This window comes from Kitasatospora sp. NPDC001539 (genome assembly GCF_040298565.1).
GTDB lineage: Bacteria > Actinomycetota > Actinomycetes > Streptomycetales > Streptomycetaceae > Kitasatospora.
Window position 1 is genome coordinate 1 of record NZ_JBEPAK010000202.1, and the last position, 12898, is coordinate 12898.

Sequence of the window (12898 nt, forward strand, 5' to 3'; positions counted from 1 at the left end):
GCCCGCCGGGATCGTCACCGTCTGGGACAGCGAGTCGGTGTGGGCGCTGCCGTAGCCGTTCAGCCACGCCTTCCAGCTGCCGCCGTGCGCCGCCTCCGAGGAGCTGTTGTCCACCACGCCCGAGCTGGCCGTCCACGGCGCCGCCGTGCCCGTCTCGAAGCCCTGGTTGCCCAGCAGCTGCGCCGGGGTGCAGCTACCGCCGCCACCACCGGTCACCGTCCAGGTGAAACTGGTCGAACCGGTCTTGCCGGCCGAGTCCTTCACCGTCACCGTCACGTTCGAGGTGCCCGCCGCGGTCGGCGAACCGGTGATCACACCCGTCGACGCGTTGATCACCAGACCCGCCGGCAGCCCGGAAGCCGAGTACGACAGCGGAGCCGTCCCACCCGACGCCTTGATCTGCAGGTTCACCGAACCACCCACCGCGGTGGACTGGTTGCCCGGGTTGGTGACGGTGACGCCGCCCGGGTTGGGCAGCGAGCCCACGTTGACCGCGGCCCAGGCGGTGGCGACCGCGTTGTACTCGGCGCTGTTCGCGCCGTACAGGTCGGTGGCCGCGTTGAGGGTCGCGGTGCGGGCGGCGGCGTAGTTGGTGGTCGAGGTCATGTACGCGGTCAGCGCCTTGTACCAGACCTGCTGGGCCTTGTCCCGGCCGATGCCGGTGACGGTGATGTTGTTGACCGTCGGGCTGTTGTAGCTGACGCCGTTGATCACCTTGGCGCCGCTGCCCTCGGCCAGCAGGTAGAAGAAGTGGTTGGCCACACCGGACGAGTAGTGGACGTCCAGGTTGCCGACGCCCGAGTACCAGGAGTCGGCCGACTGGCCGTCCTTGGAGGGCTTGTCCATGTAGCGCAGCGGCGTGCCGTTGCCGTTGATGTCGATCAGCTCGCCGACCAGGTAGTCCGGGGTGTCGGCGGGCAGGTTGGCGTAGAACTCGACCATGTTGCCGAAGATGTCCGAGGTGGCCTCGTTGAGGCCGCCGGACTCGCCCGAGTAGTTCAGGTTGGCGGTCGCCGCGGTGACGCCGTGGCTCATCTCGTGGCCGGCCACGTCGAGTTCGGTCAGCGGGTGGGTGTCGCCCGAGCCGTCGCCGTAGGTCATGCAGAAGCAGCTGTCGTCCCAGAACGCGTTGACGTAGCCGGTGTCGTAGTGGACCCGGCTCATCGCGCCGACGCCGTCGTTGCGGATGCCGTTGCGGCCGAAGGTGTTCTTGTAGAAGTCCCAGGTCACCGCCGCGCCGAACTGGGCGTCCACGGCGGCCGACTCGCGGTTGCTGGCCTGGCCGTTGCCCCAGGTGTCGGAGGACTTCGAGAACAGCGTGCCGTTGCCGCTGGTGCCGTTCTTCATGTCGGTGGTGTACTGGCCGCCGCGGGAGGCGTCCTTGAGCGAGTAGGTCGAGCCGCTCTGGGTGGTGGTCAGCGGGACGTTGCCGACGAAGACGCCGGTGCCGCTGCCGCGCTGGATGCCGTCCGCCTTGCTCAGCACGGCACCGGTCTTGGCGTCGGTGACGACGTGCAGCTTGCTCGGCGTGCCGTCGGACTCGCGGCCGTTGACGACCGTCTCCCAGGCGAGCTTCGGGGTGCCGTCGGCGGCCCAGACGACCAGGCGCGGGGCGCTGTCGACGGTGCCCTGCTCGGCGGCGAGCGCGGCCTCCTTGGCCTTCGGGGCAGCCAGGGCCGGGGTGGTGTCGACGCCGGTGAGGCTGGCCTCGCTGGCCTTGGTCACGGCCTTGGTGGCGCCGGAGGCGTCCTGGTGGACGATCAGGTCGCCGCCGAGGACGGGGAGTCCGGCGTAGGTGCGCTCGTAGCGCAGGTGGCGACCGCCGTTGGCGTCCAGCACGACGTCCTTGGTGACCAGCTGCTCCTTGCCGTCCAGGCCGAGGGCCTGGGCGAGGGAGGCGGTCTGCTGGTTCGCGGAGGCTATCAGCGCGGCCCGGGAGGTCTGCTGGGCGGCGACGGCGGCCGGCGCGTCCTGGGCCGGTGCCGCCTGCGCGATCATCGGAATTCCGGTGACCAGCAGTGCCGTGGTGGCGGCGAGGACGACGGCCGCCTTCCGGGTGTGAGCGGAACGTGACATGCGGACTCCTTTTCCGACCGGCGCCGGTTCGCGCACGGTGGAGAGAACCTGGGCCGCAGGGTTGCGGCGCAGTGGGGGCCCCCGCCGGGTGCGACGGGGGTGCGGTTGCGGTGCTCACTGGGCGGTGCGGGGTTCGTTGCAGGGGCGGGACGCGCTGCACCTCAACAGGGACAGCTGCACCGGGAGGTGGGGCCCCCTCGTCTGCAGCCGGAGGAATCGTGGCAGCAAACGCGCCGTTAATGACAGATGCATGCCACTGATTGGCCGATTAATTACCGAAACCGTATGCACGACGGTTCGTCAGTTGTGTTACGTCATGACCAAGTCTTGAACACGGTTTTCATACCCCTGGAACGGTTCGATCACTACCGGAGGTGACTGACCAGCGCTCAGGACCGGGGCCGCCCCCGCCGGGCGGGCGGCAGCGCCCGGCACCCGTTGCACGTCACAGTTCCGGCCGTGCCACCGCCGGATTTCGGCCATTCCCCGGCGGAAACGGAACCGGGCCCCGCACCGGCCTCAACGGCGGTACGGGGCCCGGGAATCACCGGACAGTACGGGACCAGCCGTGCGGTCCCGTCAGTCAGCTCATTTCTGGACGAAAACCGCCACGGTACGGCCCGGCACGGTGAAGGTCCCGGTCGCGGAGTCGAAGCCGGACCGCTTCACCACCTGGTCCGCGCCGGACGCCTGGACCGGATGCAGCACCTGACCGGTCCCGCGCAGCGCGGTCACGGCCTGGCTCTGCGCGGTGGGCGTCGCGTTGAAGACCACCGTGACGCCCTTCTCCGCGCCCGCCAGCCCGGTGCCGTCCAGGTGCAGGGTGATCACCCCCGGGATCTCGCCGGACGTGCCGGACAGCGGGTACGACAGCCGCTGCTGGACGTCGGCCAGGGTGGGCAGCGAGAACAGCGGCGAGGACTGCTTGATCCGCAGGAACTCCTGGAACTGCGCGCTGGTCGCCCGGATGTCGGCCGCGCCCACGGTCAACCGCGGGTCGGCCAGCAGGGCCCGGGCGGTGGGCCACAGCTGCTGGTTGTCCTTCGCCATCGGCAGGCCGCGGCCCCAGCCGTTGCCCTGGACGGCCCCCGTCGAGGGGTCGGGCCAGTGGATGGCGTTGAACCAGTCGCCCGAGTCGTAGGAGTTGGAGTCCAGCGACTTGGAGCGCAGCAGGTCGCTTCCGGCCTGGGCGAAGCCCGCGCCCTGGGTGAGGGCGGTCAGCGACAGGCCGAGCGCCTGCATCCGGGCCCGGTCGGCGGGTGCGGTGCCGGTCGGCAGCTTGTACGCGAGCGCGTCGAACAGGTCGGTGTTGTCGTGGGCGTCCACGTACTCCACCGCCTCGCCCGGCGAGGCCGCGTACCCGGTCGGGGCGCCGTTGTAGTCGACCTGGGCGCCGGTGACGGTCCGGCCCGAGCTGTCGGTGAAGGAGTAGCCGGCCAGGTTGCCGGCCAGTCCGACCTTCAGCTGGTCCATCTGGTGCAGCAGCCGGGCCTTCTGCTCCTGCGGGCTGCCGTTCGCGGGCGAGCCGTTGGGGTCGGTGTACAGGCCCGAGGCGAAGCCCTGCTGCGGCGCGGAGTCCAGCATGAAGTTGCCGCCGCGGGCGGCGTCCCGGAGTCGGTCGTCGAAGGTGGCGATGCCGGTGCCGGCCATGTTCTGCTGGGTGGCCTGCACGAACCGGGCGTTGTTCGCGACGACGCCGAAGTTCCAGCCCTCGCCGTAGAGGAAGACGTTCTTCCCGTCCACGCCGTCCGAGGCGGGCGTCATCTTCCGCAGCGCGGCCTGCACGTCCAGCATGGTGGACTTCGGGTCGAGCCCCATCAGGTCGAAGCGGAAGCCGTCGACCTGGTACTCGCGGGCCCACAGCGTCACCGAGTCCACCACCAGCCGGTTCATCATGGCGTGTTCGGGCGCGGTGTCGGCGCAGCAGCTGTCCGTGGTGACCTTGCCGTCGGCGTCCAGCCGCTGGTAGTAGCCGGGGACGACCCGGTCCAGCACCGAGTGCTCGGCCTGGCCGGCGGCAGCGGTGTGGTTGTAGACCACGTCCAGCACCACCCGCAGGCCCGCCGCGTGCAGCGCCTGGACCATCCGCCGGAACTGCACGGTGCGGGCGGTCCCTCCCCCGGGGTCGGCGGCGTACGAGCCCTCCGGCACGTTGTAGTGCAGCGGGTCGTAGCCCCAGTTGTAGGCGTCGTCGGCGGCGACGGCCGCCACGCACTCCTGCTGCTTCGGGCCGTCCGGCGGCAGGGAGGCCAGGTCGCAGGCCGGCAGCTTCCGGTCCGCCCGGTTCTCGTGAATCGTGGCGATGTCGAAGGTCGGCAGCAGGTGCACCGTGGTCACCCCGGCCTTGGCGAGGTCCCGGAGGTGCTGCATCCCGGCCGAGTTCGACTCGGTGAACGCCAGGTAGGTGCCGCGCTCGGCCTCCGGGACGCTGGTGTCCTCCACCGAGAAGTCCCGGACGTGCAGTTCCTGGATCTGCTCCTTCCCGGGCGGGACGGCCGCCGGGCGCGGCTGGTCGTCCCAGCCCGCCGGCTTGAGCTCCGGGGCGTCCAGGTCGGCGACCAGGCTGCGCCGGGAGTCGGTGGACAGTGCCACCGAGTACGGGTCGGTGACGGTGTTGACCACCAGCTGCTGCACCGACGGCGCCCAGACCTTCACCTGGTACAGGTAGTACTTCCCGTTCAACTCCTTCTCGTCACGGACGACTTCCCACACCCCGGTCTCGTCGTCCCGCTTCAGCGGCAGCGTCCTCGGGGTGCCCCCGGTGGCGCTGTCGAAGACCTGGACGGACACCTCCTGGGCGGTCGGCGCCCACAGCGAGAGCGCGACCTTGCCGTCGTAGTGGGCCGGGCCGAAGTCCACCTTGCCGGTGCGGCTCGCGTACAGGTCGTCCAGCACGCCCGGCGTCTGGACGCCCGTGCCGGCCAGCACCGCGCCGCTCGGCAGGTGTTCGGTGAACAGCAGCTGGCTGCGCAGGGCGGCCGGGACACGGGCGGCGTCCCGGGCGTCCACGGTGAAGGCCCGGTAGCCCGCCAGGTGCGGGTACTTCGCCTTCTGGGCGTCGGTCAGCCCGCCGGCGACGGGCACGAGCCGGATCCACCGGCCGGGCTTGGTCAGCGCCCCCTTGTCGGCGCGGATGCCGCCCTCGGGGTCGTAGACGAGCTGGGCGCTGGTCCCGCCGGCCAGGGCCTGGTCGGTGGCGCCGTAGTTCGCCGGGACGACGACGGTCCTCGCGTCGATCCACTGGGCCTTGGCGCCGGAGAGGTCCAGCTGCGAGGAGGCGGCGGGGTTCTGCGGCAGCAGGTAGCCCTCCCGGCCGCCGAGGATCCACACCTCCCTGCCGTTGACGGCGAAGTCCAGCGACTGGTCGGCGGGCAGGTCCTTGTCGTTGCCGTTGTGCAGGATGTAGCTGAGGCTGGTCGCGCCGGGGGCGAGCGGCACCTCGAAGACGGCGCCGAAGGCGTCCCGGCGGGCCGGCATCAGCGGCTTGCCCCAGTCGGTGGGGGCGGCGGCGCCGGTCCAGTCGTGCAGGCCCCAGCCGTCGTAGTCGCCGTCGGCGCGGTTGTAGTGGATGACGGCGGTGCCGGCGGGCGGGGTGCTCGCCGGGCCGGGATCGGTGGTGCGGACGGCCGGGTCGCCCTGCTCCAGCCAGGCTTCGCCGGTGGTGCCGACGTCGAGGTGGCGGTCGGCGTCCACGTCCTTGACGCCGTTCCGCTCGACGACGAAGCCGACGTCGGAGGCGCCCGGCTTCAACCGCACGTAGGCGAAGGCGCCGTACGCGTCCCGTCCGGTGAAGGGGTGCCCGGCGGGCCACTGGGTGCCCTCGCCGTCCGCGAGGTCGCCCCAGGCGTAGAGGTTCCAGCCGTCGTAGTCGCCGTCGGGCCGGTGGTAGTGGACGACGGCGTACGGGCGGGCGCCGGCGGTGGGCACGGGACGGGGGGCGGGGGTGCCGGTGGTGAAGCTCGCGGTGGCGGAGCGCAGGTGGCCGCTGGAGTCCTGGACGACGGCCTTGTACCGCACGACCGTGCCGGGTGCGACCGCACCGAGGTCCTGGGTCACCGCGAAGTGCCGTCGGCCGTCCGGGCCGGACGGTCCGGTGTCGGCAGTGCCCAGGGTCTGCCAGGGCCCGTTGCCGATCTGCGCGGCGTAGCTGACCCGGTCGAAGCCGCCGCCGTCGGCCGTCGCGCCGACCGTGACGGTGCCGGTCGAGCCGTCCGCCGGCGGCTGCACCGCCAGCTGCGGCGCGGCGGCCACCGGGGCGAGCCTGGCGGCGGCCTTGAGCACCACGGAGGAGAGCGCCGGTACGGTCACCGTCACCCTGCGGTCCGCGCCGCTGGTGGTCCGCGGTCCGGCGGAGGGGTAGACGGGGTCGAAGCCCATGCCCGGGGAGAAGGTGTCCAGGGTGACGGTCTTGGCCTCGGTGGCGTTGTTGACCGCGACCAGGTACTCGACCTGCTGGGCCGCGTCGATCCGGGAGAAGGCGTACACGCCCGGGCCGTCGGCGGCGTAGCGCTCGATCTGCGCGCCGTCGGCCAGGGCCGGGTTGGCGCGGCGCAGCTCGGCCAGCCCCGCGACGCCCCGGTAGAGCTCGCCGCCCTGCCCGTAGCGGTCGGCCGGGCCGGAGGCGCCGCCGAGCACCCGGTCGCCGTTGTACGACGGCGTCCTGGAGGCGAACATGTCCTGCCGGGCGTCCTTGTCGCCGCCCGCGCCGGTGAAGCCCTGCTCGTCGCCGTAGTAGACGACGGGCTGGCCGCGGGTGAGGAACTGGAGCTCGGTGCCGAGCCGGTCCTTCTTGAGCAGGGTCGCGTCGTCGGCGCCCGGGTTGTCGGCGAGCAGGAAGGAGCCGAAGCGGCCCATGTCGTGGTTGCCGAGGAAGGTGGGCAGCTCGTACGCGTCGGTGTCGGCGCTGGTGTAGCGGTAGTCCTGGGCGTAGACGTCGGCGAGGTTGCGGGCCGAGCCGCCCTGCGAGACGTAGGAGCGGGCGGCGCCCTGGAACGGGAAGTCGAGGGTGGCCTGCAGCTTGCCCCGGGTGACGTACGGCGCGGTGACGGCGGGGTCGCCGGAGTAGACCTCGCCGAACATGAAGAACTTCCGGTTGCCCTGCTTGGCCGCGAAGTCCTTGAGCGCGGGCGCCCACTGCTGCCAGAACGCCATGTCGACGTGCTTGACGGTGTCGATCCGGAACCCGTCCACGCCGGTGTCCCTGACCCACTGCTGGTAGACCTGCTCGAAGCCCTTCACCACCCGGGGGTTCTGGGTGTCCAGGTCGTCCAGCCCGTTGAAGTCGCCCTCGGTGGCGGACTCGCCGACGAAGGTCGAGTCGCCGCGGTTGTGGTAGAGCGCCGGGTCGTTGAGCCAGGACGGGGTCTTGGCCGCGGCGTCGGCGGGGCTGCGGAAGACCGGGGTGTAGGGGAAGGAGTCCTTGGTGGTCCTCGGCCACGGCGCGCGCGAGTCGGCCAGCGCGGTCTCGTCCACCGGATTGCCGTCCGCGTCGAGCGTCGGGTAGGCGCCGGTCGAGCGGTAGCCGTGCTGCTGCTCGGCGTCGTCGATGACGTCGGCGGTGTGGTTGGTGATGACGTCGAAGAAGACCTTGATGCCGCGCGCGTGCGCCTTGGCTATCAGCTCCTTCAGCTGCTCGTTGGTGCCGAAGTGCGGGTCGACCTGGGTGAAGTCGGTGATCCAGTAGCCGTGGTAGCCGGCCGAGGCTCCCCCACCCTCCGGGCGGGAGGTGCCCCCGGCCCCGCTGCCCTGCACCGGCTTGTTCTTGAAGATCGGGGCCATCCAGATCGCGGTGGTGCCGAGGTTCTGGATGTAGTCGAGCTTCTGGATCAGTCCGGCCAGGTCACCGCCGTGGTAGAAGCCCTTGTCGGCGGGGTCGAAGCCGTTCTCCAGCCGGCCGCCGGTGATGTCCCCGGTGTCGTTGGCGGGGTCGCCGTCGGCGAAGCGGTCGGGCAGGACGAAGTAGAACTGCTCGCGGGTGAGGTCGTGCCGCCCGGCGGTGGCCGCCAGCGCGGCGTCCGAGGGCGGGGGCGGCGGGGCGGCGGCGAGCGCCGCGGGGGCACCGCCGAGGGTGGCGGCGGTCAGCGCGGCGGCCAGCAGCACGGCCGTGCGGCCGGGTCTGCGGCGGGACCTGCTCCGTCGGGGACTGCTCCGTCGCGGGCGGAGCGGCGTATCGGCCACTGAGGGGCTCCCTTGAAGGGGGGAAGGGCGATCGATGTGCCAGGAAGCTAGCGGCCTGCAATATGTTTCAGCAAGATGCAGAAACCGTTTCGTGTCGGGAAAATCCAGGCCACGGCCGCGCCCCGGCACCCCCGGTTACGCCGCCCCGGCCGTTCGCGTGACAATGGGACGTATGTCCGTCCCACCGGTAGCCACCAGACCCGATCGCACCCCCTACCCCGGTGGGAGCCGCCCCCTAGCCCTCAAGGGGGACAGCCGGTGAAGAATCCACTTCCAGGGGATGAGCAGACGGCTACGAGCGGTCTGGCAGACTTCTCGTCCATGGGGGAACCGACCGAGATCCAGCGAGGCGACGCCGGGCGCGCCGACGGGGCCCACGGTGGCGGTTCCGGAGCAGCGCAGGCCGCCGCGGCCGGGCTGCCGGATGGAGCCACCCGTGCCGCCCAGACCCGCACCGCCGCCCTGCGCAACCGCGTCCGCGACCAGCGCCGCTCACCGGCCCGACCGCGGCTCTGGTTCGAGCTGGCCCTGATCGGGATCAGCTACTGGATCTACTCCGTGGTCCGCAACGCCGTCCCCGAGCAGGAGGCGGTGGCCCAGAAGCACGCCCGCTGGATCTGGGACCTCGAGCACCACCTCGGCATCGCCGTCGAGCGGTCGGTCAACCACGCCGCGGACGGCGTCGGGTGGCTCATCACCGGGATGAACTACTACTACGCGACGCTGCACTTCATCATCACGATCGGCGTCCTGGTCTGGCTCTACCGCAGCCACCCGGGCCGCTACGTCGCGGCCCGCACCGTGCTGTTCGTCACCACCCTGATCGCCCTGGTCGGCTTCTACGCCTTCCCGCTGGCACCGCCCCGGCTGATGACCGGCGGCGGCTTCATCGACACCGTGCAGACCCACGGCACCTGGGGCTCCTTCGCCTCGGGCCCCGCCGCACACGTCTCCAACATGTACGCCGCGATGCCCTCGATGCACATCGGCTGGTCGACGTGGTGCGGCCTGGCGATCTTCTTCCTGGCCCGCCGGGCGTGGGTCAGGGCGCTCGGCCTGATGTACCCGGCCGCCACCCTGCTGGTCATCGTCTCGACCGCCAACCACTTCTGGATGGACGCCGTCGGCGGCGTGATCTGCCTGGCCCTGGGCTTCCTCGCCGCCCGCTGGCTGTACCACGACTGGGTCTACCGGCTGCCGCGGGTGCCCGCCCGGGAGGCGGCGGCGGACGAGCCGATCACCGTCCCGGAGCAGTGGAGCGAGCCGGCGGTCAGCACCGCACGCCGGTAGCCGGTCGCACCTGGAACGAGGAGAGGGGCCCCCGGTCGGGGCCCCTCTCCGTTTCCCTGGCGCCCGGTGGGTCCGCAGGCGCCCGGTGGGTCCGCGGGTGCCCGACCGGTCCGCCCGGCCGCCCCCGCAGCCCGCAGCCCGGGGCCCGCCGGACTCCCCCGCAGCCCGGGACGTCAGGCGGACCCGTAGAACAGCCGGTCCACCACCGCTCGGGCCCGCCGGGTGGTGCGCCGGTAGTCGTCCACGAGTTCCCCGCTGTGCCCGGCGCCGTAGCCCAGGTACCGGGCCACCCCGGCCAGCTCACGGGCCTCCCCCGGGAAGCTGTCCCCCGGGCGCCCGCGCACCAGCATCACCGCCGCCCGCACCCGGGAGGCCAGCACCCAGGCGGCGTCCAGCACCTCCCCGTCGGCCGGGTCGACCAGCCCCGCCCGGACGGCGCCCGCCAACGCGGCCCTGGTCCTGGTGGTGCGCAGCGCCGGCAGCTCGTGCCCGTGCTGGAGCTGGAGCAGCTGCACCGTCCACTCCACGTCCGCCAGCCCGCCCCGCCCGATCTTGGTGTGGGTGGTCGGATCCGCCCCGCGCGGCAGCCGCTCGGCCTCGATCCGCGCCTTGATCCGGCGGATCTCCACCAGGTCCCGCTCCGGCACCCCGCCGCCCGGGTAGCGCAGCGGGTCGATCAGCTGCCGGAAGCGCGCACCCAGCTCCTCGTCCCCGGCCACCGGCTCCGCCCGCAGCAGCGCCTGGCTCTCCCAGGCGTGCGACCAGCGGCGGTAGTAGGCGGCGTACGAGGCCAGGGTGCGCACCAGCGGGCCGCTGCGGCCCTCCGGCCGCAGGTCGGCGTCGACCAGCAGCGGCGGCTCGGTGGACGGCGCGCCCAGCAGGGTCCGCAGCTCGTTGCAGACGGCCTGGGCGGCCAGCGCCGCGTCCTGCTCCAGCGAGCCGAGCAGCGGCTCGTGGACGAACAGCACGTCGGCGTCCGAGCCGTAGCCCAGCTCGTGGCCGCCGAAGCGACCCATCGCGATCACCGCGATCCGGGTCGGCAGGGTGCCGTGCTCCGCCTCCCAGCCGGCCACGCACGCGCGCAGCGCGCCCTGCAGGGTCGCGGCGTTGAGCGCCGTCAGCGCCTCCCCCGCGGCGTCCAGCGCCTCGCCGGGATCCTCCCCGAGCCGCCCGAGCACGTCCGCGGCGGCCGTCCGGAACAGCTCCCGGCGGCGCACCGAGCGGGCGGCGGCCACCGCGGCGGCGGGGGACCCGGCCCGGCCCACGGCGGCCAGCACCTCCGACTGCAACGCCGCCCGGCCGCGCGGCACCAGGCCCTGCGGGTCGCCCAGCATCGCCACCGCCTCGGGGGCGCGCAGCAGCAGGTCGGGTGCGAGCCGGCCGGCCGACAGCACCCGGGCCAGCTGCTCGGCGGCGGCGCTCTCGTCGCGCAGCAGCCGCAGGTACCAGGGGGTGCGGCCGAGCGCGTCGGAGACCTGGCGGAAGTTGAGCAGCCCGGCGTCCGGGTCGGCCGAGTCGGCGAACCAGCCGAGCAGCACCGGCAGCAGGGTGCGCTGGATCGCCGCCTTGCGGCTCACCCCGGACGCGAGCGCGCTGATGTGCCGCAGGGCGGCGGCCGGGTCGGTGTAGCCGAGCGCCTCCAGCCGGGCCCGGGCCGCCTCCGGGGTCAGCCCGGCGGCGCCCGGCGGCAGTTCGGCGACGGCGTCGAGCAGCGGGCGGTAGAACAGCTTCTCGTGCAGCCGCCGGACCTCCACCGCGTGGCGCTTCCACTCGCGCTGCAGCGCGGCCACCGGATCGGAGCGGGTGTCGTCGTTGATCAGCGCGGCGAGCGAGCGGGCGAGGCGGCGCAGGTCCTCCTCGGCGGTGGGCATCAGGTGGGTGCGGCGCAGCCGGTGCAACTGGATGCGGTGCTCCAGGGAGCGCAGGAAGCGGTACGCGGTGTCCAGCGAGGCGGCGTCCGCCCGCCCGACGTACCCGCCGCGGGAGAGCGCCGCCAGCGCCTCCAGGGTGTTGCCGCTGCGCAGCGCCGGGTCGGTGCGGCCGTGCACCAGCTGGAGCAGCTGGACGGAGAACTCGACGTCGCGCAGCCCGCCGGGGCCGAGCTTGAGCTGGCGGTCCAGCTCGGTCGCCGGGATGGAGTCGATCACCCGGCGGCGCATCTGCTGCACGTCGGTGACGAAGTTCTCCCGGGCGGCCGCCTGCCAGACCATCGGGGCGAGCGCCTCGACGTACGCGGCGCCGAGCTCGGCGTCCCCGGCGACCGGACGGGCCTTCAGCAGCGCCTGGAACTCCCAGGTCTTGGCCCAGCGCTGGTAGTACGCCAGATGACTGGCCAGGGTGCGCACCAGCGGGCCGTTGCGGCCCTCCGGGCGCAGGTTGGCGTCCACCGGCCAGATGGTGCCCTCGCCGGTGGTGTCCGAGCAGAGCCGGGTGAGGGCGGCGGCCAGCCGGGTGGCCGCCCTGAGCGCCTCCTGCTCGTCCACTCCCTCGCGCGGCTCGGCGACGAAGACGACGTCCACGTCCGACACGTAGTTGAGCTCCCGGCCGCCGCACTTGCCCATGCCGATCACGGCGAGCCGGCAGGCCGCGGCGGCCTGCGGGTCCTGCGCCTCTGCGAGGTCCAGGGCGGTCTGGAGGGTGGCGCCGGCCAGGTCGGCGAGTTCGGCGGCGGTCTGGGCGAGGTCGGTGGTGCCGGTGAGGTCGCGGGCGGCGATGGCCAGCAGGCAGCGGCGGTAGGCGACGCGCAGCGCGTTGGCCGGGGTGAGGGTGTCGTCCCGGACGCTCTCGGCGAGGGCGCGGCGGAAGTCCTCCGGACCGGGGTGCATGTCCCGCAGCTCGAAGGTGACCAGCGCGTGCCAGTCGTGCGGGTGCCGGGCCAGGTGCTCGCCCAGCGCGGTGGAGACGCCGAGTACGCCGAGCAGCCGGTCGCGCAGCGGTTTGGAGGTGGTGAGGGTGTCCCGCAGGGTGCGCCGCTCGGCCTCGTCGGCGGCCTCCAGCAACCGGGCCAGGCCCAGCAGCGCGAGGTCCGGGTCCGCGGTGGCGCCCAGGGCGTCCAGCAGCACCGGGTCGTCGGCCAGCCCTTCCAGGCCGGGGCCCTCCAGCAACCGGACCGCCCGCGCGGGGTCGGTGAACCCGCGCCGGACCAACCTGATCTCGGGCCGGCTGACCCGGCTCCCGGCCCGCTGCTCCTCCACCGCCATCGGCCCCTCCATCCGTCCGTCCCAGCAGGCTACGCGCCCGCGCGGCCCCGCGCCGGACGCGACCGCCAGCCGGGCCGGCGCCCGCCACGCGGCGGGCCCGCGGTCACCCTCCCGGGTGACAGCGGGCCCGAGGAGTCTCGGCGCGCCGGCCCGGC

4 protein-coding genes are annotated in these 12898 nt (G+C 73.2%); 1 reads left to right on the forward strand and 3 read right to left on the reverse strand.

The window, feature by feature from the left end; translation table 11 throughout:
- Both ABT247_RS25525 and pulA read right to left on the reverse strand, forming a co-directional pair.
- Positions 1–2076: M4 family metallopeptidase (locus tag ABT247_RS25525; protein WP_350746335.1), on the reverse strand; the 2076-nt coding region annotated here is incomplete at its 3' end.
- A gap of 588 nt (positions 2077–2664) precedes the next feature.
- On the reverse strand, positions 2665–8253 hold the full coding sequence (gene pulA, locus ABT247_RS25530; RefSeq protein WP_350746338.1) for a pullulanase-type alpha-1,6-glucosidase: 5589 nt from the start codon (positions 8251–8253) through the stop codon (positions 2665–2667).
- 321 nt (positions 8254–8574) lie between these two features.
- Between pulA and ABT247_RS25535 the strand changes: the two genes are divergently transcribed.
- Positions 8575–9543, forward strand: a complete 969-nt coding sequence (locus tag ABT247_RS25535; protein ID WP_350746341.1) for a phosphatase PAP2 family protein — start codon at positions 8575–8577, stop codon at positions 9541–9543.
- Positions 9544–9716: 173 nt separating this feature from the next.
- On the opposite strand, the gene ABT247_RS25540 is transcribed toward ABT247_RS25535, so the two are convergent.
- Positions 9717–12743 carry a bifunctional [glutamine synthetase] adenylyltransferase/[glutamine synthetase]-adenylyl-L-tyrosine phosphorylase gene (locus ABT247_RS25540; protein ID WP_350746344.1) on the reverse strand — a complete coding sequence of 1009 codons (3027 nt, stop codon included), beginning with the start codon at positions 12741–12743 and terminating at the stop codon, positions 9717–9719.
- Positions 12744–12898: the final 155 nt, after the last annotated feature.

Coding starts and splice junctions, on each gene's coding strand:
- ABT247_RS25535 (WP_350746341.1), top strand. CDS start 8,575: ATGGGGGAACCGACCGAGATCCAGCGAGGCGACGCCGGGCGCGCCGAC.
- ABT247_RS25540 (WP_350746344.1), bottom strand. CDS start 12,743: ATGGCGGTGGAGGAGCAGCGGGCCGGGAGCCGGGTCAGCCGGCCCGAG.